Source organism: Micromonospora sp. CPCC 205739 (assembly GCF_036906795.1).
Lineage (GTDB): Bacteria > Actinomycetota > Actinomycetes > Mycobacteriales > Micromonosporaceae > Micromonospora.
In genome coordinates this window covers 122,407-143,149 of record NZ_JBAKHS010000015.1, presented here as the reverse complement: position 1 = coordinate 143,149, position 20,743 = coordinate 122,407, and the positions used below count along the sequence as shown (strand labels likewise).

Annotated in this window: 21 protein-coding genes and 1 pseudogene; 11 read left to right on the top strand and 11 right to left on the bottom strand. The window is 74.2% G+C overall.

The features are described from left to right. Positions 1 to 643: 643 nt before the first annotated feature. The gene (gene tyrS / locus V6U88_RS21485; protein ID WP_334455591.1) at positions 644 to 1,927 is read right to left on the bottom strand and encodes a tyrosine--tRNA ligase; all 1,284 of its coding nucleotides are present in this window, start codon (positions 1,925 to 1,927) and stop codon (positions 644 to 646) included. Between the two features lie 104 nt (positions 1,928 to 2,031). Between tyrS and V6U88_RS21480 the strand changes: the two genes are divergently transcribed. The 4 genes from V6U88_RS21480 (at position 2,032) to V6U88_RS21465 (ending at position 4,434) form a co-directional block, all read left to right on the top strand. Beyond that, positions 2,032 to 2,415: a PaaI family thioesterase gene (locus V6U88_RS21480; RefSeq protein WP_436682172.1), complete on the top strand. Its 384-nt coding sequence runs from the start codon at positions 2,032 to 2,034 to the stop codon at positions 2,413 to 2,415. A 120-nt stretch (positions 2,416 to 2,535) separates the two neighbouring features. Further along, the gene (locus tag V6U88_RS21475) at positions 2,536 to 3,762 is read left to right on the top strand and encodes an NRAMP family divalent metal transporter (RefSeq protein ID WP_334455572.1); all 1,227 of its coding nucleotides are present in this window, start codon (positions 2,536 to 2,538) and stop codon (positions 3,760 to 3,762) included. Next, positions 3,759 to 4,139, top strand: coding sequence for a hypothetical protein (locus tag V6U88_RS21470; RefSeq protein ID WP_334455570.1), 381 nt, complete (start codon positions 3,759 to 3,761; stop codon positions 4,137 to 4,139). Before V6U88_RS21475 ends, V6U88_RS21470 begins: the two co-directional genes overlap by 4 nt. Then, on the top strand, positions 4,126 to 4,434 hold the full coding sequence (locus V6U88_RS21465) for a PRC-barrel domain containing protein (RefSeq protein ID WP_334455568.1): 309 nt from the start codon (positions 4,126 to 4,128) through the stop codon (positions 4,432 to 4,434). Before V6U88_RS21470 ends, V6U88_RS21465 begins: the two co-directional genes overlap by 14 nt. Before the next feature lie 18 nt (positions 4,435 to 4,452). On the opposite strand, the gene V6U88_RS21460 is transcribed toward V6U88_RS21465, so the two are convergent. From V6U88_RS21460 to V6U88_RS21450, 3 genes are all read right to left on the bottom strand, one after another. Then, a complete protein-coding gene (locus V6U88_RS21460) occupies positions 4,453 to 5,781 on the bottom strand; it encodes a hemolysin family protein (RefSeq protein WP_334455566.1) in 1,329 nt (442 codons plus the stop codon). Positions 5,782 to 5,911: 130 nt separating this feature from the next. Beyond that, positions 5,912 to 6,544: a hypothetical protein gene (locus tag V6U88_RS21455; protein WP_334455564.1), complete on the bottom strand. Its 633-nt coding sequence runs from the start codon at positions 6,542 to 6,544 to the stop codon at positions 5,912 to 5,914. Between the two features lie 10 nt (positions 6,545 to 6,554). Further along, complete coding sequence (locus tag V6U88_RS21450) at positions 6,555 to 7,058, bottom strand: GNAT family N-acetyltransferase (protein ID WP_334455563.1); 504 nt, start codon at positions 7,056 to 7,058, stop codon at positions 6,555 to 6,557. 285 nt (positions 7,059 to 7,343) lie between these two features. On the opposite strand from V6U88_RS21450, the gene V6U88_RS21445 reads away from it, so the two are divergent. The 3 genes and pseudogenes from V6U88_RS21445 (at position 7,344) to V6U88_RS21435 (ending at position 9,821) form a co-directional block, all read left to right on the top strand. Further along, the gene (locus V6U88_RS21445; protein WP_334455561.1) at positions 7,344 to 7,766 is read left to right on the top strand and encodes a hypothetical protein; all 423 of its coding nucleotides are present in this window, start codon (positions 7,344 to 7,346) and stop codon (positions 7,764 to 7,766) included. 173 nt (positions 7,767 to 7,939) lie between these two features. Then, a pseudogene (locus V6U88_RS30315) lies at positions 7,940 to 8,584 on the top strand (M48 family metalloprotease); the annotation flags it as partial. A 442-nt stretch (positions 8,585 to 9,026) separates the two neighbouring features. Continuing rightward, positions 9,027 to 9,821, top strand: coding sequence for a hypothetical protein (locus V6U88_RS21435; RefSeq protein ID WP_334455558.1), 795 nt, complete (start codon positions 9,027 to 9,029; stop codon positions 9,819 to 9,821). Here V6U88_RS21435 and V6U88_RS21430 read toward each other — a convergent pair. Beyond that, complete coding sequence (locus V6U88_RS21430) at positions 9,797 to 10,267, bottom strand: cyclic nucleotide-binding domain-containing protein (RefSeq protein ID WP_334455557.1); 471 nt, start codon at positions 10,265 to 10,267, stop codon at positions 9,797 to 9,799. The two genes, V6U88_RS21435 and V6U88_RS21430, sit on opposite strands and share 25 nt — an antisense overlap. Before the next feature lie 228 nt (positions 10,268 to 10,495). On the opposite strand from V6U88_RS21430, the gene V6U88_RS21425 reads away from it, so the two are divergent. Next, positions 10,496 to 11,383 carry a universal stress protein gene (locus V6U88_RS21425; protein ID WP_334455555.1) on the top strand — a complete coding sequence of 296 codons (888 nt, stop codon included), beginning with the start codon at positions 10,496 to 10,498 and terminating at the stop codon, positions 11,381 to 11,383. A gap of 4 nt (positions 11,384 to 11,387) precedes the next feature. On the opposite strand, the gene V6U88_RS21420 is transcribed toward V6U88_RS21425, so the two are convergent. The 5 genes from V6U88_RS21420 to V6U88_RS21400 all read right to left on the bottom strand — a co-directional run bounded on the left by V6U88_RS21420 (position 11,388) and on the right by V6U88_RS21400 (position 15,689). After that, complete coding sequence (locus V6U88_RS21420; RefSeq protein WP_334455553.1) at positions 11,388 to 12,011, bottom strand: FMN reductase; 624 nt, start codon at positions 12,009 to 12,011, stop codon at positions 11,388 to 11,390. Beyond that, complete coding sequence (locus tag V6U88_RS21415; protein WP_334455588.1) at positions 12,008 to 13,114, bottom strand: LLM class flavin-dependent oxidoreductase; 1,107 nt, start codon at positions 13,112 to 13,114, stop codon at positions 12,008 to 12,010. Before V6U88_RS21415 ends, V6U88_RS21420 begins: the two co-directional genes overlap by 4 nt. Positions 13,115 to 13,627: 513 nt before the next feature. Further along, the gene (locus V6U88_RS21410; RefSeq protein ID WP_334455551.1) at positions 13,628 to 13,903 is read right to left on the bottom strand and encodes a ubiquitin-like small modifier protein 1; all 276 of its coding nucleotides are present in this window, start codon (positions 13,901 to 13,903) and stop codon (positions 13,628 to 13,630) included. 2 nt (positions 13,904 to 13,905) lie between these two features. Beyond that, positions 13,906 to 14,982, bottom strand: coding sequence for a WD40/YVTN/BNR-like repeat-containing protein (locus V6U88_RS21405; protein WP_334455549.1), 1,077 nt, complete (start codon positions 14,980 to 14,982; stop codon positions 13,906 to 13,908). Between the two features lie 83 nt (positions 14,983 to 15,065). After that, the gene (locus V6U88_RS21400; RefSeq protein WP_334455548.1) at positions 15,066 to 15,689 is read right to left on the bottom strand and encodes a DNA-3-methyladenine glycosylase; all 624 of its coding nucleotides are present in this window, start codon (positions 15,687 to 15,689) and stop codon (positions 15,066 to 15,068) included. Between the two features lie 74 nt (positions 15,690 to 15,763). On the opposite strand from V6U88_RS21400, the gene V6U88_RS21395 reads away from it, so the two are divergent. From V6U88_RS21395 to V6U88_RS21385, 3 genes are all read left to right on the top strand, one after another. Continuing rightward, a complete protein-coding gene (locus tag V6U88_RS21395) occupies positions 15,764 to 18,286 on the top strand; it encodes a non-ribosomal peptide synthetase (protein ID WP_334455547.1) in 2,523 nt (840 codons plus the stop codon). Between the two features lie 31 nt (positions 18,287 to 18,317). Beyond that, the gene (locus tag V6U88_RS21390; protein ID WP_334455546.1) at positions 18,318 to 18,734 is read left to right on the top strand and encodes a DNA-binding protein; all 417 of its coding nucleotides are present in this window, start codon (positions 18,318 to 18,320) and stop codon (positions 18,732 to 18,734) included. A gap of 143 nt (positions 18,735 to 18,877) precedes the next feature. Further along, positions 18,878 to 19,231 (top strand): MmcQ/YjbR family DNA-binding protein, encoded by a 354-nt coding sequence (locus tag V6U88_RS21385; protein ID WP_334455545.1) that lies wholly within the window; start codon positions 18,878 to 18,880, stop codon positions 19,229 to 19,231. 38 nt (positions 19,232 to 19,269) lie between these two features. On the opposite strand, the gene argH is transcribed toward V6U88_RS21385, so the two are convergent. Continuing rightward, positions 19,270 to 20,733, bottom strand: coding sequence for an argininosuccinate lyase (argH, locus tag V6U88_RS21380; RefSeq protein WP_334455586.1), 1,464 nt, complete (start codon positions 20,731 to 20,733; stop codon positions 19,270 to 19,272). Positions 20,734 to 20,743 lie beyond the last annotated feature (10 nt).

Here is a 20,743-nt window from a genome sequence, read left to right as displayed (position 1 = left end):
AAATCATAATTGGCACTGGCTTTACAAGCACCCTGTTGAGTTCTCAAAGAACAACCACACACCATCCGAAAGCTCTACACCGTAGAACCCCCGTCCGGGGCATTTTCGCTCTGTCGCGACCGCCGCTCTCGCGCCGGGCACTTTTACTACGTTACCCGCCGGTTTCCGCCGTGTCAAACCGCCTTCCGGCGATCCGCACCACTTCCACCGCAATTCCGGGCACCACAATTCCACCGGCTTTCGCCGCCGTCCTCGTGGCTTTCGGCAGGCCGGCCGCCCGCGGTCACCCGCGTCCCGTCCGCTTCCCTGCCGGCGATGAACCATACCCGGTCGGTTCCGCCTCACCAAATCGACCCTCAGGCCGATCCGGGGCACCGCCCGGTCCAGGCTCGCATGGGGCTCAACCCATCCGACCCTGGGGTCATTCCGGCGCCTCCGGCCTGCTCTCGCAAACCCTGGAGGAGCCCGGTCCAGGCTCGTACCGGATGACAACCCGGCCGACCCCCAAACCATTCCCGCGCTCCGGCCTCCCAGGCTCTCGCCTGTTTCGTTCGTTCCGCGCTGGCAGAGAGAAAGTTACGCGCCCGGCGAGTTGATCGTCAACTCGGCCGGGCGCGTCCCGCGTCACACCATCAAGAGACGGCTATCCGCGCAGCTCAACCCCTGCGAAGGAGCGCTTGCCACGACGCAGCACCAGGTACCGCCCGTGCAGCAGGTCCTCCGGCGCGACGGTCGCGTCCACCTCGGTCACCCGGGTGTTGTTGACGTAGGCGCCCCCCTCGGCGATCACCCGCCTCGCCTCCTTGAGGCTGGGCACCAGGCCCGAGTCGCGCAGCAGCCCGGCCACGTCGGGCAGCTCGGTCAGGTGGACCAGACCGGCCTCGGTCAGCGCGGCCCGCAGCGTCTCCGGCGTCAGGTCGTCGAGCGACCCCCGGCCGAAGAGCGCCTGGCTGGCCGCGACGGCCTGGGCCATCTCCCGCTCGCCGTGCACCAGGGTGGTCAGCTCCTCCGCGAGGGCCCGCTGGGCCGTCCGGGCGGCCGGCCGCTCGGCGGTCTCCTTCTCCAGCGCCTCGATCTCCTCTCGGGAGCGGAAGCTGAAGTAGCGCAGGTAGCGGGTGACGTCCCGGTCGTCGGCGTTGACCCAGAACTGGTAGAAGGCGTACGGGCTGGTCATCTCGGGGTCGAGCCAGACCGCGCCGCCCTCGGTCTTGCCGAACTTGGTCCCGTCGGACCGGGTCACCAGCGGGGTGGTGAAGGCCTCCACCGGGCCGGCGCCCCGGCGTCGCACGTAGTCGACGCCGGCGGTGATGTTGCCCCACTGGTCGGAGCCGCCGTACTGGAGCTGGCAGCCGTGCCGGCGGTGCAGCTCGAAGAAGTCGTTGGCCTGGAGCAGCTGGTAGCTGAACTCGGTGAAGCTGATGCCCGTCTCCAGGCGCGCCCGGACCACCTCCCGGGCGAGCATCTTGTTCACCGGGAAGTGCTTGCCGACGTCGCGGAGGAACTCGACCACCGACATCTCGCCGGTCCAGTCCAGGTTGTTGACCAGTTGCGCCGCGTTCTCCCCGGTGTACGACACGAAGGGCGAGAGCTGGTCGCGGATGCGCTGCACCCAGCCGGCCACCACCTCCGGCGGGTTGAGTGTCCGCTCGGCGCTCTCCTTCGGGTCGCCGATCTGCCCGGTCGCCCCGCCCACCAGCAGCAGCGGGCGGTGCCCGGCGAGCTGGAGCCGGCGGGCGGTGGTGACCTGCATGAGGTGGCCGACGTGCAGGCTGGGCGCGGTCGGATCGAAGCCCACATAGAAGGTGGCGCTGCCGCCGTCGAGCAGCGCGCGCAGCTCGTCGAGGCCGGTCGAGTCCTGGATCAGGCCCCGCCACCGCAGGTCTTCGGTCAGGGAGTCCCGCCCGTGCGGGAGGCTGCTGTCGGTCACGGTCACCGATTCTCCCCTATGACGGGCACCGGGCCGTACCGGGTTTGGCCTCTCGGGCGGTTGACTAGGCTGGCGGCTCCGCGAGACGAGGAGGAACCGTGGAGATGCCGGACCTGACGGGCGGGCTGGTGGCCCTGCTCGGGCTGAAGCTGGACGAGGTCGGCCCGGATCGGGTGGTCATCCGCTGGGAGGTCCGCCCGGAGCTGCACCAGCCGTTCGGCATCCAGCACGGCGGCGTGTACTGCGCGGTGGTGGAGACGGCGGCCAGCGTGGGCGGGTCGATCTGGCTCGGTGGGCGCGGCACGGTGGTCGGCGTGTCCAACCAGACGGACTTCCTCCGCGCGGTCCGCGACGGCGAGCTGACCGCGGTCGGCACCCCGGTGCACCGGGGCCGCAGCCAGCAGCTGTGGCAGGTGGAGATCACCGACGGCGAGGGGCGGCTGGTCTCCCGGGGCCAGGTACGACTGCAGAACCTCACGAACGGCTGACCCCGGCGGCGGTCGACCTGGTCGCCGCTCACGCCGGGCGCGACCTGCCCGGTTTGCCGTAAAACGCGCGTCCCGCGCCGATATCGTCGCGTCGATGATGCCGGTCGAGCCGTACCCGACGTGAGGAAGCTCCTCGCCGCCACCCTCGGCGTGCTCTCGGCCATCGGGGGCTTCGTCGACATCGGCGACCTGGTGGCGGCGGGTCAGGCCGGCGCCCGCTTCGGCATGGGGCACGCCTGGGTCCTGCTGCTCGGCGTGGTCGGCATCTGCGCGTACGCCGAGATGGCCGGCCGGATCGCGGCGGTGAGCGGCCGGGCGGTCTTCGATCTGATCCGGGAGCGGCTCGGACCGCGACTGGCGCTGTTCAACCTGGTCGCCTCGTACCTGGTCACGGTGCTGACCCTGGCCGCGGAGCTGGGGGGCGTGGCGCTCGCCCTGCAGCTGCTCTCCCGGGTCAGCTACCTGCTGTGGGTGCCGGTGGCCGCGTTCGGGGTCTGGCTGGTGCTCTGGCGGATGCGTTTCCAGCTGATGGAGCGGGTCTTCGGGCTGGCCGGGCTCACCCTGTTCGTCTTCGCGGTCGCGCTGTTCTGGCTGCCCACCGACTGGGGTGCCCTCGGGCGGGGCGCGCTGCATCCCGGCGCGGCCGGGCAGGGCTGGGCCGCCTACTGGTTCGTCGCGGTCGCGCTCTTCGCCTCCACCGTCAGCCCCTACGAAGTCTTCTTCTTCTCCTCGGGCGGGGTCGAGGAGAGCTGGACCGCCGCGGATCTGGCCGACGCCCGGTCCAGCGTGCTGATCGGCTTCCCGGTCGGCGGGTTCCTCGCGCTGTCGCTGCTGGCGACCGCGGCCGTGGTGTTCCATCCGACGGGCGTGACCCTGTCGAGCCTCGATCAGGTGGCCCTGCCGGTGGTGATCGCGTTCGGCGGGGTGGGGCTGGTCATCGCCGCGCTGGCGTTCTTCGCGGTCACCTTCGGTGCCGCGCTCGAGACCGGGCTGTCGGCGGCGTACACGGCGGCGCAGTACTTCGGCTGGCAGTGGGGCAAGCGGGTCAGCCCCCGCGACGCCGCCCGCTTCCACAGCGTGCTGCTGGTCAGCGTGCTGCTCGGGGTGCTGGTGCTGTGCACCACCGTCGACCCGGTACGGCTGACCGAGTACATGCTGGTGGCCAGCGCGGCGGCGCTGCCGCTGACGTACCTGCCGATCCTGATCGTGGCCAACGACCGGACGTACCTGGGCGACCGGGTCAACGGGCCGGCGCTCAACCTGCTCGGCGCGGTGTTCCTGGTGGTGATCGTGGCGGCGTCGCTGGCCGCGATCCCGCTGGCCGTCACGACCGGGATGGGCCGATGAGGCTCCAACTGGGTCGGCAGTTGCTCGACCGGCAGATCGTCGACCGGGACGGGTGGCCGATCGGCAAGGTCGACGACGTGGAGTTCGCGGTCGACCGGGAGGGGTACCCGTACCTGGCGTATCTGCTCAGCGGGCCCGCGGCACTCGGGGAACGGCTCGGTGGCCGGGTCGGACGGCTGCTGGTGGCGATCGCCGACCAGTTCACCGACCAGCCGCCGGCGCCGCCGCTGCGGATCCCGCTGGCCCAGGTGGCCCGGCTGGACAGCGCCGTGTGGCTGCGCGTACGCGCCGACGAGCTGCCCCCGCCCCCGGTGGAGGCTTGGCTGCGCCGACACCTCACCGACCGGATACCGGGAGCCGACCGTGCGAGCGGGTGAGCTGGTCGGCCGCGCCGCGTACGACCTGCACGGCCGGCGGCTGGGGCGGGTGGTCGACGTGGTGGTCCGGGGGGACTTCCCCGACGGGCGGCTGCGGCTGACCGACGTGATCGTCAACGCCCGCTGGTGGAGCCGGGCGGTGGGGCGGCTCATCGGCGGCGAACGTCCGGCGGGGCCGTGGGCGATCCGGGTGGCGGCCCGGACGGTGAGCCGCCACGCCCGGCAGTTCCCCGCCGACCAGGTGCAGCTGCTGCCCCCGGTGCCCGGCTTCCCGTTCGGGCCACCGAGCGACTGACCGGCGGCACCCGCCGGCTCAGCTGCGGGCCCCGTCCAGGAGCGGCTCCGCCTCCCCGGCGTCCTGGTCGGCGGGCGGGGCGGCGCGGCGCAGCCGGACCTGGGTGATGGCGCGCTGGTCGATCGCGCACACCTCCAGCTCCCAGGCGTCGATGGTGACGCTCTCCCCGGCAACGGTGGGGATGTGCCCGAGGCAGGCCAGCACCATGCCCGCGACGGTGGTGTAGTCGCCGGCCGGGCGGGCGGGCACCTCGACGCCGATGTCCGGCAGGTCGTGCACGGGGAAGGTGCCCGGCAGCAGCAGCGCACCGTCGGCCTCGGTGCGCACCGAGCGGATGTCCCGGTCGGTCTCGTCGTAGATCTCCCCGACGATCTCCTCCAGGATGTCCTCCAGGGTGACGATCCCGTCGACGGCGCCGCGCTCGTCCACCACCAGGGCGATGTGCTGCCGCTCGGCCTTGAACTGGCGCAGCGCGTCCACCACCGGCAGCGAGTCGGGCAGCAGCATGGGCGGGCGGGCGCACTCGTCGACGGGGCGGTCGGCGGGCACCCCGACCAGGTCGCGCAGGTGGATCACGCCGACCGCGTCGTCCAGGCCGCCGTGCCGGACCACCGGCGCCCGGGAGTGGCCGGTGGCGGCCAGCACCAGCCGGGCGGCCTCCGCGGTGGTGCCGCTGTCGAGCGTGAAGACCTGCAACCGGGGTACGAGGACCGCCCGGAGCTGCCGGTCGGCGATCTCCACCGCGCCGGCGATGATGGTGCGCTGCTCCTTGGTGAAGCCGTGGTTGCCGGCGACGATGTCGCGCAGCTCGTCCGGGCCGATCTCCTCGGGCTGGTGCTTCGGGTTGAGCCCGACCAGGCGTACCACCAGGTCGCTGGTGGCGCCCAGCGCCCAGACGGCCGGCCGGGTGAGGCTGGCCAGCAGGTCGAGCGGGCGGGCCACCAGCAGCGCCCATCGCTCGGCGGACTGCATGGCGATCCGCTTCGGCGCCAGCTCGCCGAAGACCAGGGTGACGAAGGTCAGCGCCAGGGTGACCGCCACGATGGCGACCGTCTCGGCGGCGCCGCCGAAGACCCCGAGCAGCGGCACGAGGGGCTTGGCCAGCGAGACCGCCGCGGCGGCGGAGGCGAGGAAGCCGGCCAGCGTGATGCCGATCTGGATGGTGGCGAGGAACCGGTTCGGGTCCTGGGCGAGCCGGGCCAGCACCTGCCCGGCCCGGCTGCTGCGTTCCAGCCGCTGGACCTGGCTGTCGCGCAGCGACACCAGCGCCATCTCGCTGCCCGCGAAGATCGCGTTCAGGACCACCAGGACTCCGACCAGGGCCAGTTGGCTCCAGTAGCTCTGCACGCCCGGTTCTCTCCCTCACGCGACGCACGTCGGCCGCCAGGGCCGACGCCGCCGGACGGAGGACCCGGCCGGCGTAGGCCTGTCAGTGCCCAGCGCGGGGGCGGGTGAATCCTCCCCGGGCGCGCCCGCGCTACGCCCGCGCCGGGGTCGGCAGGTCGAGCACGTACGCGCCGCCCTCGGGGCGGAAGCCCAGCCGGTGGTAGTAGGGGGCGACCATGCCGGGCGGGCTGACCACCCGGCGGAAGCCGCGGTCGGTGAACAGGCTGCTGCGTCGGTAGACGAACTCCCCCGGGGTGAAGTCGCGGAACCGCTGGGTGACGTAGTCCAGGTCGATCTGGGCCACCCCGCCCTCCTCGGCGTGCGACAGCACCACCCCGACCACCTCGTCGGCCTTGACCACCAGGAACGCCGAGCGGGGCGCGCCGTGCGACTCCCAGCGGAAGTCGGGGTTGAAGCGGGCGATGTCCGCGGCGTGCACCCGCAGCGTGTGCGCGAGGAACTGGTCGTCGACGCCGACCTCGACCACCTGGTACGTCTGCTCGTCGTGCCGGGTGGCCAGCATCTTCCGCAGGTACCACACGTTGATCACGGCGAGTACGACGTTGAGGCCGACCCCGGGCCAGACCTGCACCCCGGCGTTGTAACCGATCAGGATCAGGCAGCCGACGAGATTGAGCGCACGCAGCCGCAGAATGCGCGTCTGCAGCAGGGACCAGACCAGCAGCGCGGAGCCGGCCCAGCCGACGAGTTCCAGCCAGTTCACCCAGGGGACACTAGTGGTTGCCCTGGTCAGCCACCTCGGCGGGCAGCTCGAGCACCCACTCCTCGACCTCCGTGCCCCGGCCGGCGGCGTACCCGGAGTCCTCCCCGATCACCACGAAACCGCACTTGCGCAGCACGGCGAGGGAGGCGCCGTTGTCCTTGGCGGCGCGGGCGTGCACCGGCCGGTGGGGCAGCTCGCGCAGGAGCGCGGCGAGCGCGGCGGTGGCGTACCCCCGGCCCCAACGGGTCGGGTCGATCCAGTAGCTGACCTCGGTGCGCTCCTGCACCGGGAAGGCGACCACGTGCCCGACCACCTCGCCGCCGACGGTGACGGCGCGCACGACGATCCGCGGGTCGGCGCGGATCCGCCGCCAGTGCGCGTCGAAGGCCGCCCGGTCGGTCGGGTCGGTGGGGCCGAAGGCGGCCATCCAGTTCGCCTGCGGGTCCTGCTCGTAGGCGAAGAGCACGGGCAGGTCGTCATCGCACACCGGGCGAAGCTGGAGGTCGGGGGTCACGCCCCCGGACGATACGCACCCGCTCCGACGACCCCGATCCGGCGCCCCGGCCGTCCGGCGTTCGCCCGGGCGGTGACCTGCGGCCGGCCGCGGCCCGGCGGGGGTTGCAGGCGAGGCGGGAACGGCGGCGGCGACCGGTCGTCACGGTCCGCGAGCCGTGATGGCCGTGGCCGGCGACGGATAGCGGACAGTGTCCACTGCGGCACGGGTGGTCACGGGCCGCTACCAATGAGGCATGTCACGCAGACCCGCCGAGGTGGACCGGACCGCGACGCTCGCCGTACCGTGGTCGCCCGCCTCGCTCCCGAGGAACTGCCCGCCTTCGACATGCTGGCCGCGCCGTACCTGACCGGAGTGGACACCTCCACCGACGGCGGCCGGCTGGAGTTCGGCGTGCTGGACGCCGTCGCCACCGTCACGCCGGTGGTGACGCTGGTCTGCGCGACCGTCACCGGGGCGCTGCTGCGCGGCGCGGAGGGCGAGCTGGAACAGCTCGGCGGCCGGGCCACCCGGGGCCTCTTCGGGTCGCTGCGCCGGCGGCCGGCGCCGGCCCCGCCGCCGGCCGAGTTCAGCCGGAAGCAGCTGACCCGGGTGCGGGCCGTGGCGTCCGCCCGGGCCACCGCGCTGGGCGTCGAACCGGCCCTGGCCGCGGCGATCTCCGACGCCGTGGTCGCGGCCCTGGTGCTCGACCCGGAGGCCGACCGGTGACCGGGCCGGACCGGGTCTGGCGCGGACGGCCGGACGAGACCGGCTTCCTGCTGCTACCGCTCGCCGCGTTGGTGTTCAGCTCGGCGGTGCTGCTCGCCGTGGTGTTCGGGCTGAACGTGCTCCCCCGGCCCGGCTGCGGCCTCGGTGACGTGCTCGATTACCCGTGCAGCGAGATGTTCGTGCGGATGTCGAACTTCTTCAACCTGATGGCGGTGCCCGGCGTGGTGCTGTTCGTCTGGCAAACCCGGCGGCAGCGGCGCCACACCCGGCCGCTGGAGCCGGGGATGTTCCGCGCCGCCGAGGAGGTGATCGCCGAGGTGCTCGCCGAGGTCACCCTCCGCCGGCCGACCCCGGTGCTGCTCGGCACCCGGCTGGGGCGGCGGGCGTTCACCGGCGGCACCGCCGACAAGCCGTACGTCGCGCTCGGGCCGGAACTGCTCGCCGTGGCGGCGAAAGGCCCGGAGGGTCGGGCGGTCTTCGAGGCGGTGCTCCGGCACGAGCTGGCCCACGTGCAGAACCACGACCTGCCGCGGCTGCGCTTCGCCACCGTGCTGCGGATCAGCACCCGGGCCACCGCGCTGGGCACCGGACTGCTGCTGTTCGCCCAACTGGTCTGGGTGCCGGGCCCGCTCACGGTGGGCGGAGCGCTCGGCGTGGTGGTGCGGGCAGCGCTGCTGGCCGTCCTCGCCGAACTCGCCACCCGGGCGTTCCTGCGGCTGCGGGAGCACCAGGCGGACGTACGCGCCGCCGGCGGCGACCCGGACGGCATCCGGGTCGCCCTGCCCGACCGACCCGAGGCGCCCCGGGGGCTGCCGACCCGGCTGTGGGAGCGGCTCTGGGATCGGCACCCGAGCGTGGCCCGCCGCCTCGCCGGGCTGGCCGATCCCACCGCCGCGCTGAGCTTCCCGCTGGGGCTGGTGTTCGCCGGTGGTGTGTTCACCACGGTCGCGCTGACCAACGCGCAACTCCTGGTCGACCTGCTGGTCAACGCCGAGGTGCTGGCCGTGCCGCAGAACGAGGAGGTGCTCTGGGGCGCGGTGGCCGTGCTGGCGCTGGCCGCGATCCAGCCGGCGATCTTCCTGGCCGACGGCGTCTGGCGCGACGTCCGGGGGCGGCAGCTCGCCGGGCGGCCGGGGCGGCCCGCCGCGCTCGGGGCGGTCTTCGGCGCGGGGCTGCTCGCCGGGACGTACCTGGCGCCGTACACCGGACTGGTCTACCAACCCCGGCCGGAGGACTGGCCGGTCCTGCCGACCCCTGGCCGTGCTCGGCATCGGGGCGGTGCTGCGCTGCTGGTGGCTGACCGGGCTGGTGCGCCGGGCCGCCCCGACCACCTCCGTGGGGCGCCGGCTCCTGCTGCTGCCGGCGCTGCCGGTCGGGGTCGGCGTGCTGCTGCTGGCCTGGGAGACGCTGCTGCGGGTGGGCGGCCGGGCGTACGAGTGCGATCGCTACCTGGTCGAGTGCGGACCGCTGGACACCGGGCGGCTGGCGCTGCGGGTGGCCGGCGCGCCGTGGGCGGTCGGGGTGCTCGCCCTGGCCGTCCTCGCGCTGCTGGCGGTGACGCTGCGCCGGAGCACCCGGGTCGCCCTGGTCACGGCGGCCGGGGCCGCGTTGTCGGGGGCGCTGCTGGTGCTGGCCCTGCCCCGGCTGGGGGTCGCCGACGCGCTGGCGCTGGACGGCTGGCAGACGCTCGGTCTCCGCCTCGACACTCCGGTCGCCGCGCTCGCGGTCCAGGTGGCGCTGCTGCTGGCGGTGCCGCTGGCGGTCCTGCTTCCCCGCACGGCGGCCGGCCCGCTCGCCGCCGGGGTCGGGTGGCTGGTGCTCGCGGCGGGGCTGGACGCGCAGCTGGCCGACTGGGCCGACGCTCCGGTGGCGCCCCGGCCCGAGGACATGTCGTCCGCGGTGGGGACCTTCCTCGGCCAGGCGCTCGCGGTGGTGCTGCTGGCCGTCGCCGCGGCGCTCGCCGTGCGTACGCTGATCGACCGGCGGCGGCCGGCCCCCGCACCACGCCCGCGGCAGCGGAAGCGGACCTATCAGCTCGCCGACGAGGTCGGGTAGCCGTACAGCTCCAGCAGCCGCACCCGGGACGCCTGGAGCCGGTCCACCACCACGCTCATGAACCGGGTGGTGAGCTGCCGGCCGAGCGTGTCGTCGGACTCCATCAGCCGGCGCACGCCCGCCGCGGTGAACTCGACGGTGGCGGTGCGCCGGACGGCGACCGCGCCGAACTGCCAGCGGTACGGCGGGAAGAGCCAGGACCAGCCGAGCACCCCGCCCGGGCCGACCGTCTCGATGCCCACGTCGCCCCGCCCGGGCACCGGGAAGTCCAACGCCACCTCGCCGCTGCGGACCAGCCAGAACCGCTCCGCCGGCTGGCCGGCGTTGAAGACCCGGTGGCCGGGGTGCCAGACCACCGGCCGGGCGTACCCGGTCAGCCGGGGCAGCCACTCCTGCGGCAACCCGGTCAGGAACGGGTGCTCTCGCAACATCTCCAACGGCGTCATGAGCTGGTCCTCCTCACCTCGGCGGGGCCGGGGGACCTCGGTGTCCTGACTCCATCCCACACCGGCACCCGGCGACGGTGCCAGAGCCGATGGTCCCGAGCCCGGTGGACGTGAGGCCGCTGCCGCCCCCGGCCGAACCGGTCGGCGCGGGCCGCGACGCGGCGGGTCCCGCCGAATGCCGGTGCCCTGGGCCGGGTACGTCGACAATGACCTGACCGAGTCGTGGGGGTGCTGATGAACCGACCTGTCGTGGTGGGCGTCGATGGATCGCCGTCCAGCCTGGTCGCCGCCGAGCACGCCGCGCGCGCCGCCCTGCTGCGCCGCCGGCCGCTGCGTCTGGTGCACGGCTACCTGCACCCGCTCGGCTACGGCGTGCCGCTGAACCCGTACGACCTCGGCCTGCCGGCGCCGACCGAGGAGTCGGAGAAGATGCTGGAGCGGACCGCGGCGGAGCTCGCCGACCGCTGGCCCGGACTGGCCGTCGAGGTACGCCAGGTGGCCGGCGGCCCGGGCGCCACGCTGATCGAGGAGTCCCGCCGGGCCGAGCTGGTGGTGGTGGGCAGCCGGGGCCTGGGCGGCTTCGCCGGGCTGCTGCTCGGCTCGGTCGGCACCCAGGTAGCCGCGCACGCGCACTGCCCGGTGCTGGTGGTCCGCCCCGAGGAGCCGCCGATCCCGGTGGACGGGCCGGTGGTGGTCGGGGTGGACGGCTCGGAGCCGGCCCGGCTGGCCGCCGGGTACGCCGCCGACGAGGCGGCCCGCCGCGACATGCCGCTGGTGCTGGTGCACGTCGGCCCGCCGGACGGGGACCGTCCGGTGCCGGAGGAGGTCGAGGAGTCCCAGGCTGCGTACCAGGCCGAGGCGGTGCGGCTGCTGGCCGAGGCGTCCGCCGCCGTCCGGGCCGACCACCCGGACCTGGTGGTGCGCGAGCACCCGGTCCGGGCGGCCGGCGCGGCGCAGGGGCTGATCGAGGCGAGCGGCGAGGCCTCGGTGCTGGCGATCGGCACCCGGGGCCGGGGCGGCTTCACCGGGCTGCTGCTCGGCTCGGTCAGCCAGGCGGTGGTGCACCATGCGCACTGCCCGGTCCTGGTCGCCCACCCGTACGACCGGGCGGAGTGACGGCTCAGCGGTCCCGGCCGCCGAGGAGCTGCGCGAAGTCGGTGGTGAGGGCGAACGGGTCGGCCGGGCCGGTCGACGGCGGTCGCCGCTGGACCTGGTCGGCCAGTTCCACGGCGGCGCGCTGGATCCGGCCGCCCAGCGCACCGTCGGCGGTGCCGCCCGACCAGTCCTCCGGGGCGGCGAAGACCGCGGTGGGGACCACCACCGCCCGCAGGTAGCTGAACATCGGGCGGAGGGCGTGCTCCAGGGCGAGCGAGTGCCGTGCGGTGCCGCCGGTGGCGGCGACCAGCACCGGCCGGTCGACCAGCGACCCGGACTCCACCACGTCGAAGAAGGACTTGAACAGCCCGTTGTACGACGCGTTGAAGATCGGGGTGACCGCCACGATCCCGTCCGCGCCGGCCACCGCGTCCAGGACCTCGCGCAGCGACGCCGACGGGAACCCGGTGAGCAGGTTGTTCGTCACGTCGTGCGCGTGATCGCGCAGCTCGACGATGCGCAGCTCGACCTCGTCGCCGCGCCGGACCAGCTCGTCGCGGGCGGCCGCGGCGAGCTGGTCGGCGAGCAGTCGGGTCGAGGAGGGCTGGCTGAGGCCGGCCGAGACCACGGCCAGGGTGCGCCGGGTCATCGGGTCGGCTCCGTACCGGCCGGGCCGGCGGCGTCCCGGGCGGCGACCAGCGAGGCGTGCGTGGGCGCCTCGGGCACGTGCGCGGGGCGCAGCGCGTCGAACTCCTTGCGCAGCACCGGAACGACCTCCTCGCCGAGGATGTCGAGCTGCTCCAGGACGGTCTTCAGCGGCAGGCCCGCGTGGTCGATGAGGAACAGCTGTCGCTGGTAGTCCCCGACGTACTCGCGGAAGCCCAGCGTGCGGTCGATGACCTGCTGCGGGCTGCCGACGGTCAGCGGGGTCTCCCGGCTGAACTCCTCCAGCGACGGCCCGTGCCCGTAGACCGGGGCGTTGTCGAAGTACGGCCGGAACTCCCGGACCGCGTCCTGCGAGTTCTTCCGGACGAAGACCTGCCCGCCGAGGCCGACGATGGCCTGCTCCGGGGTGCCGTGCCCGTAGTGGGCGAAGCGCTGCCGGTAGAGCCCGACCATCCGCTGGGTGTGCTCCTTGGGCCAGAAGATGTGGTTGGCGAAGAAGCCGTCGCCGTAGTACGCGGCCTGCTCGGCGATCTCGGGGCTGCGGATCGAGCCGTGCCAGACGAACGGCGGCACGCCGTCCAGCGGGCGCGGCGTCGAGGTGAACGACTGCAGCGGGGTGCGGAAGCGGCCCTGCCAGTCGACCACGTCCTCGCGCCAGAGCCGGCGCAGCAGGTCGTAGTTCTCGATGGCGAGCGGGATGCCGTTGCGGATGTCCTGCCCGAACCACGGGTACACCGGGCCGGTGTTGCCGCGACCCATCATCAGGTCCACCCGGCCGTCGGCCAGGTGCTGGAGCATCGCGTAGTCCTCGGCGATCTTCACCGGGTCGTTGGTGGTGATCAGCGTGGTGGAGGTGGAGAGCAGCAGCCGCTCGGTGCGCGCCGCGATCCAGCCCAGCATGGTGGTGGGCGACGAGGGCACGAACGGCGGGTTGTGGTGCTCGCCGGTGGCGAAGACGTCGAGGCCGACCTCTTCGGCCTTGACCGCGATGGCGACCATCGCCTTGATCCGCTCATGCTCGGTCGGTTCCCGGCCGTTGGTCGGGTCGACCGTGACGTCGCCGACGGTGAAGACTCCGAACTGCATGACCAGCTCCTCGTGTGTCAGGCCGGGGGCTGAGGTGGTCACCCGGACACCGCACACAACTTATTTGACGAGTCAACTATTCCGTTGTGGGCCTGTCCCGGGGTGGCCCCGGTCACCTACGCGGCGGCGCCGAGGCGACCCGCAACACGCGCCCCGGCGAGGGGTTGGCGGCGAGCAGTGCGGCCATATGTTGGCGGATGTCCGGGCCAATCGGTATTTCCAGCGAGCGATATGCCTGTCAGGCATAAATATGGCTGACAGGCATATGGCTCGCCGCGAACCTTTCCCGTGGCGACGACCGCCCCGCGGCGGGGACGACGCGACGCCAAGCGGTCGATGACGATGCGGTCCGGCGGCTAGAGCGATCCGCCCTACGGGCCGGGCGGAAGATTCGCCCCACCCTGCGGCCCCGGCCCCGACCCTGGATGAGTGGGGTGCGGCGGCCCCGGCGCGGAATAGGCCTGGCCGGGCGGCGGGGCCGGATACGGCGGAACGGGGAATGCCCCGTGGGCGTCAGCCGCCGGCCACGGAGGGCAGCACCTGCACCTCGGCCCCGTCGGCGACCGGTGCGGCCACTCCCCCGGCGTGCCGGCAGTCCTCCCCGTCGACGTAGACGTTGACGTACCGGCGCAGCTCGCCCCGCTCGTCGCGGATCCGGCGGGCCAGCCGGGGCCAGGAGTCGGCGAGCGCGTCGAGGACCGCGCCCACCGACCCGGCGGCGTCCACGCTGAGCCGGCTCGCGCCGCCCGCCTCGCCCCGCAACGGCCCGGGCACCAGCACGGTGACCATCCTCAGACCTCCGCCGCGCGGACGCAGAGCACGTCGGGCAGGTGGGCGGCGACCAGCGACCAGGAGTCGCCGTCGTCGCGGCTGGCGTAGACCTCGCCGGAGCGGGTGCCGAAGTAGACGTCGCCCGCCCCGCCGGCGCACAGCGCGTCGCGCAGCACCGACGGGTAGAACGGCTGCTCCGGCAGGCCCACCGAGAGCGGCTCCCACTTGTCGCCGGCGTCGGTCGAGCGGAACACCCGGCAGCGGTGGTCGACCGGGTACCGCTCGGAGTCGGCGACCAGCGGGAACGTCCAGACCGTGCCGGGGCGGGACGGGTGGGCCACGATCGGGAAGCCGAAGTCGCTGGGCAGGCCGGCGGCGATGGACGTCCAGGTGCGGCCGTCGTCGTCGGAGCGGTAGACGCCGTGGTGGTTCTGCGCGTAGAGCCGCTTCGGGTTGCCCGCGTCCCGGGCGACCTTGTGCACGCACTGGCCGAACTCGGGCCACTCGTCGGGCAGGAAGTACGCCCGGATGCCGGTGTTGCCCGGGGACCAGGTCTGCCCGGCGTCCTCCGAGCGGTAGACCCCGCCGGTGGACATGGCGACCAGGATGCGGTTGGGGTCGCGGGGGTGCGGCAGCACCGTGTGCACCGCCTGGCCACCGAAGCCGGCCCCCCACTGCTCCCGGTGCGGATGGTCCCAGAGCGAGCGGACCAGCGTGAAGCTGCGCCCGCCGTCGGTGGAGCGGAACAGCGCGGAGGGCTCGGTGCCCGCCCAGACCACCTCGGGCGCATCCGCGCCGCCCGGGGCGAGCTGCCAGACCCGGCCGAGGCTGGCGCCGGTGTCGTCCGGGAAGGCCACCGGCGCCTGGTCGGGCTCCGCCCAGGAGGCGCCCAGGTCGTCGCTGGTGGCGACGCTCGGCCCGAAGTGCGAGCTGGTCATGCCGACGAGCAGCCGGGGCGTGCCGGGGCGGGGGTCGACCGCGACGGCGTAGACGCCGGTCATCGGGAAGTGCGGGCCGCTCACCTCCCAGTCGCGCCCGCCGGGGCTGGTGGCGAGGAAGAGCCCCTTCGCGGTGCCGATCGCGAGCAGCGTGGGCATGACCGTCCTCCGATCCGTCGGTGAGCGCGTGGCGTGATTATGGCCACACCCCCCGACAGAATCGCCCGGCCACGCCGGGGAGCTCAACCCCGTCGGCGCGGCACGTGCCGTCGGTAGCTGCTCACCGTCGGGTCGCCGGTGAGCCAGAACCGCCAGGGCACGTCGTGCGCCCCGGTCACCCCCACCCGCGGGCCGGCCGAGATCGCGTCCGCCGGCACCGGGTCCGCCGCCGGCCACAGCCGGACCGGGCCGTCACCGAGCAGGTACAGGCCGTACGCCGAGCGGTCGATGCCGAGGGTCGCGCAGAGCCGCGCCGGGCCGCGCGCCAGGTCGACGTCGCGGCGTACGGCGGGACGTCGGACGCGGGCGGCCTCGAGGCCGTCGACCACCTCACCGGCGCGCAGCAGCACCGCGGCGGCCTCCCCGTCCGGGCCGGTGACCACGTTCATGCACCAGTGCATGCCGTAGGTGAAGTACACGTAGGCGTGCCCGGCCGGGCCGAACATGACCGCGTTGCGCGGGGTGCGCCCCCGGTGGGCGTGCGAGGCCGGGTCGCCGGCCGTCCCTGCGTACGCCTCGACCTCGGTGATCCGGACGGTCACGCCGCCGGCGGAGAGCCGGCAGCCCAGCAGCCCCCGGGCGGCGGGCACCACCGGCCCGGCCAGCAGGTCGGCCAGCGGCGCGGGGTCGATGCGGGAGGAAATCACCTGCCCACGGTACCCAGCAGTGTGTCTCGCCACCCGTCCTCGTGATTAGGGTTGCCTCACCTTAGAGTTGCCCCGTGACGCACCCGCCCGACCTGCTGCCGGCCGTGCGCGCGGTGCCCTTCGCCCGCGACCTGGCCGATCACGGTGACCGCCCCGCCGTGGTCACCGCCGACGGCGTGCTGTCGTACGCCGACCTCGCCGCCCGGGTCGCCGAGACCGCGCGCCGGCTCGGCCCGCGGCGGCGCCTGGTCCTGGTCACCGGGGCCAACACGGTCGACGCGCTGGTGGGCTACCTGGCCGGCCTGCACGGCGGGCACCCGGTCCTGCTGGTGCCCGGCGAGGGCCCGGCGGTGGAGGCGCTGACCGCCGCGTACGACCCGGACGTGGTGATCGGGCCGGTCGACGGGGCGTGGACGCTGCGCGAGCGGCGGGCCGGGTCGGCGCACGACCTGCACCCCGACCTGGCGCTGTTGCTGAGCACGTCGGGGTCGACCGGCTCACCGAAGCTGGTCCGGCTGTCGCACACCAACCTCCAGGCCAACGCCGAGTCGATCGCCGCGTATCTCGGGGTGCGGGAGACCGACCGGGCAGCAACCAGCCTGCCGCTGCACTACTGCTACGGCCTGTCGGTGGTGAACAGCCACCTGGCCCGGGGCGCCGCGCTGGTGCTCACCGACCGGTCGGTCGCCGACGGCTGCTTCTGGGAGCTGTTCCGCCGGGCCCGGGCCACCAGCCTCGCCGGGGTGCCGTACACCTTCGACCTGCTGGACCGGGTCGGCTTCGCCGCGATGGACCTGCCGCACCTGCGCTACGTCACCGCCGCCGGCGGCCGGCTGGCGCCGGAGAAGGTGGTCCGCTTCGCCGAGCTGGGCCGGCGCAGCGGCTGGGACCTCTTCGTCATGTACGGGCAGACCGAGGCGACCGCCCGGATGGCGTACCTCCCACCGGACCTGGCGGCGACCCGACCGGAGGCGATCGGCGTGCCGGTGCCGGGCGGCGAGTTCCGGCTGGCGCCGCTGCCGGAGCAGCCGGACGGCGTCGGCGAGCTGGTGTACGCCGGGCCGAACGTGATGCTCGGCTACGCCGAGCGCCCGGCGGACCTGGCGTCGGGGCGTACCGTGACCGAGCTGCACACCGGCGACCTGGCCCGCCGCGGCCCGGACGGCCTGTACGAGCTGGTCGGCCGGCGCAGCCGGTTCGCCAAGATCCTCGGCCTGCGGGTCGACCCGCAGCGGGTGGAGGCGCTGCTGGCCGCACACGACGTCGACGCCGCCTGCCTCGGCGCGGACGACGAGCTGCTGGTGGCGGTGGCCGGTGCGGCGGTGGACCCGGCGCGGGTCCGCCGGCTGGTCGCCGACGAGGTCGGCCTGCCACCCCGGGCGGTGCGGGTGCTGGCGCTGGCGCAGCTGCCCCGGCTGGCCACCGGCAAGGTGGACTACCCGGCGCTGCGCGAGCGGGCCGCCGCGCCGGTCATCGAGCCCACGCCACCCGCGCCCGCCCCCGACGGCGACCTGTGCCGGCTCTTCGCCGAGGTGCTGGACCGCACCGACGTGACCCCGGACCAGAGTTTCGTCGACCTGGGCGGCGACTCCCTGTCGTACGTCGAGATGTCGGTGCGCCTGGAGCAGGTCCTCGGCCACCTGCCGCCGAACTGGCACACCCTGCCGATCGGAGCGCTGCCCGCGCCGCGCGGCGGACGGCCGCGCCGCCGCCGGGCGCTGGAGACCAGCGTGGCGCTGCGGGCGGTGGCGATCGTGCTGGTCGTCGGCTCGCACATCCCGTTGTTCACCCTCACCGGCGGGGCGCACCTGCTGCTCGGGGTGGCCGGGTTCAACTTCGCCCGCTTCCTGCTCACCGACGCCGGACGCACCGACCGGCTGCGGCAGGTCCGGGGCGCCGTGGCCCGGATCGTGCTGCCCACGACGGCTTGGATCGCGGCGATGCTGGTGCTCACCGACCAGTACCGGCTGAGCACCCTGCTGCTGCTCAACAGCCTCCTCGGGCCGAAGGACGGGCGCACCGAGTGGCACTTCTGGTTCATCGAGGCGCTGGTCTACATCCTGGTCGCGGTGGCCGCGCTGCTGGCGGTGCCCCGGATGGACCGGCTGGAACGCCGGTACCCGTTCGGCCTGCCGCTGGCCCTGGCCGGGCTCGGGCTGCTCAGCCGCTACGACGTGTTCGGCCTGGACGCCCGCTACGACCTGCCGACGGCGGTCGTGGCGTTCTGGCTCTTCGCGCTCGGCTGGGCGGCGGCGCGCGCCGACGGGGTACGGCAGCGGCTGCTGGTCACCGCCGCCGCGGCGGCCACCGTGCCGGGCTTCTTCGGCGAGCCGCAGCGGGAGGCGCTGATCGTGGCCGGGTTCGCGCTGCTGACCTGGCTGCCGACCGTGCCGAGCATCGGCGGAGTCAACCGGGTGGCCGGCGTGCTGGCGGGCAGCTCGCTCTACATCTACCTGACCCACTGGCAGGTCTACCCGCACCTGCGCGACCAGCCGCTGCTGGCGCTGCTGGCGTCGCTGGCGCTGGGCATCGGGTACGCGGCCCTGGTGCAGCGCGCCGGCCCGGTCATCAACAGAATGTTGAAAAGAATCCGTTGACAAGGTGGGAGCGGCGGGGTTTGCTGGAGGGGTGACCGACGCCTTCAGCGCCCCCGACGCGGCGCGCGCCCGTGCCCACCGCACCTACGCCGCACTGGAACGGATCACCGCGCGGCACGCCGACACCGAGGCGCGCCGCCGGCGCCACACCAACCCGTACCTGGCCGATCCGTACGAGGCGGTCGCGCTCGTGACCGCCCTCGCCGCCGGCGGGGCGGAGCGGGAGCCCGGCGAGGAGCCGGTCGACGAGGCCGACCTGACCGCGGCGTTGACCCTCCTGCCCCACCTGCGCGCCGAGGTCGACACCCTGGAGGCCGGGCTGCTGACCCTCGCCCGAGGGCGCGGCATGACCTGGCAGGCCATCGCCTTCGGGCTGGGGCTGGGCAGCGCGCAGGCCGCCAAGCAGCGCTTCGAGCGGGTCTCCGCCCGCACCGCCGGCACGGACTGAGCGGCGGCGGGCGATCGCGATCCTTCCGGCCATCCGGGACACCGAGGGACCGGCTTCTCCTCCGCCCGGTCTGCGCGGAGGGGGCCCGGGGCTGGACGGGTCGGGGAGACTGGGCCGGTGACCGCTGCCACCGGGAGGACGCGATGACGCGCGAGGAGATGCTGGCGTACTGCCTCGGGAAGCCGGGCGCCCGGCTGGACCAGCCGTGGGAGGGCGACGAGGTGGTGAAGGTGGGCAGCAGGATCTTCGCCTTCCTCGGCTCACCGGACGGGGAACCGAGGGTCGGCGTGAAGTGCGGCCCGAACCGGGAGGTCGCCGACGAGTGGCTCCACCGGTTCCCGGACGACGCGAAGGCGTCGGCGTACATCGGGCGGTCGGGCTGGAACTCGCTGCGCCTCGACGGCGCGATCCCGGACGACGAGCTGGTCGAGGCCGTCGACGGCTCGTACGAGGCGGTGGTGGCGAAGCTGCCGAAGCGGGAGCGGCCGACGGTCTGAGGGTCGGCGCGACGGGACGCCGCGCCGACCCGTCGAGATCAGCGGGGTACGACCCGCTCGCTGGCCCACTCCCGCCAGCCGGCCAACTTGTCCGCCGCGGCGGCGAGCTGGTCGGCGACGGGGCCGGGGCCGGTGGAGCCGGGCGTGGTCCGGGCGGCCAGCGCCGAACGGACCGAGAGCACGTCGCGCACGCTCGGGTCCAGGTGCTCGCTGACCGTGGCGAGGTCGTCGTCGGAGACCTCGTCCAGCGCGCAGTCCCGGGCCACGCAGAGCGCGACGAGCTTGCCGGTGATCTCGTGCGCGTCGCGGAACGGCACGCCCTTGCGGACCAGCCAGTCGGCCACCTCGGTGGCGAGCGAGAAGCCCACCGGCGCGGCGGCGACCAGCCGGTCGACGCGGACCGTCATCGTGGAGATCATCCCGGCGAGCGCCGGCAGCAGCAGCTCCAGGGTGTCGACCGCGTCGAAGGCCGGCTCCTTGTCCTCCTGCATGTCCCGGTCGTAGGTCATCGGCAGGCCCTTGAGCATGGTGAGCACGCTCATCAGCCCACCCACCAGGCGGCCGGACTTGCCCCGGGCCAGCTCGGCGATGTCCGCGTTCTTCTTCTGCGGCATGATCGACGAGCCGGTGGCGAAGGCGTCGTCCAGCTCCACCCAGCCGAACTCGTGCGAGGTCCAGAGCACCACCTCCTCGCCGAGGCGGGACAGGTGCACCCCGACCAGCGCGGTTACGAAGAGGAACTCGGCCACGAAGTCCCGGTCGGCGACCGCGTCCATCGAGTTGGCGAAGGACGTGCGGAAGCCCAGCTCCTTCGAGACGGCCACCGGGTCCAGCGGCAGGCCGGAACCGGCGAGCGCGCCCGCCCCCAGCGGGCTGATCGCGGTCCGGTGGTCCCAGTCGCGCAGCCGCTCCAGGTCGCGCAGCAGCGGCTGCACGTGGGCCAGCAGCCAGTGCCCGAAGGTGACCGGCTGAGCGTGCTGGAGGTGGGTCATCCCGGGCGCGGCCGTGTCGACGTGCCGCTCGGCCTGCTCGACCAGGGCCTCGGCCAGCTCGACCAGCCGGGCGGCCACGCCCCGGGCGTGGTCGCGCAGGTAGAGCCGCAGGTCGGTGGCGACCTGGTCGTTGCGGGACCGGCCGGCGCGCAGCTTGCCGCCCAGGCTGCCGAGGCGTTCCAGCAGGCCGCGTTCCAGGGCGGTGTGCACGTCCTCGTCGTCGATGGTCGGGCGGAACTGCCCGGAGGCGCAGGCCGCCTCCAGGTCGTCCAGCGCGGCCAGGATGCGGCCCAGTTCCTCCGGGTCGAGCAGGCCCGCGCCGGCCAGCACCCGGGCGTGCGCCCGGGAGCCGGCGATGTCGTACGGGGCGAGACGCCAGTCGAACTGGACGCTCACCGACAGCCGCGCGAGGGCTTCGGCGGGGCCGCCGGCGAACCGGCCACCCCACAGGCTCGTCCGGTTGGTGGCGGCGCTGTTCTCGGTCAGGCTCTTGTCGTCCACGCCGCCCATTGTGGTTGCC

Excerpts from the sequence above, each read along its gene's own strand:
- V6U88_RS21480 (WP_436682172.1), top strand. The coding sequence starts at position 2,032 with ATGCCGGACCTGACGGGCGGGCTGGTGGCCCTGCTCGGGCTGAAGCTG.
- V6U88_RS21470 (WP_334455570.1), top strand. The coding sequence starts at position 3,759 with ATGAGGCTCCAACTGGGTCGGCAGTTGCTCGACCGGCAGATCGTCGAC.
- V6U88_RS21430 (WP_334455557.1), bottom strand. The coding sequence starts at position 10,267 with ATGACGCCGTTGGAGATGTTGCGAGAGCACCCGTTCCTGACCGGGTTG.
- V6U88_RS21420 (WP_334455553.1), bottom strand. The coding sequence starts at position 12,011 with ATGACCCGGCGCACCCTGGCCGTGGTCTCGGCCGGCCTCAGCCAGCCC.
- V6U88_RS21415 (WP_334455588.1), bottom strand. The coding sequence starts at position 13,114 with ATGCAGTTCGGAGTCTTCACCGTCGGCGACGTCACGGTCGACCCGACC.
- V6U88_RS21410 (WP_334455551.1), bottom strand. The coding sequence starts at position 13,903 with ATGGTCACCGTGCTGGTGCCCGGGCCGTTGCGGGGCGAGGCGGGCGGC.
- V6U88_RS21405 (WP_334455549.1), bottom strand. The coding sequence starts at position 14,982 with ATGCCCACGCTGCTCGCGATCGGCACCGCGAAGGGGCTCTTCCTCGCC.
- V6U88_RS21385 (WP_334455545.1), top strand. The coding sequence starts at position 18,878 with ATGACGCGCGAGGAGATGCTGGCGTACTGCCTCGGGAAGCCGGGCGCC.
- argH (WP_334455586.1), bottom strand. The coding sequence starts at position 20,733 with ATGGGCGGCGTGGACGACAAGAGCCTGACCGAGAACAGCGCCGCCACC.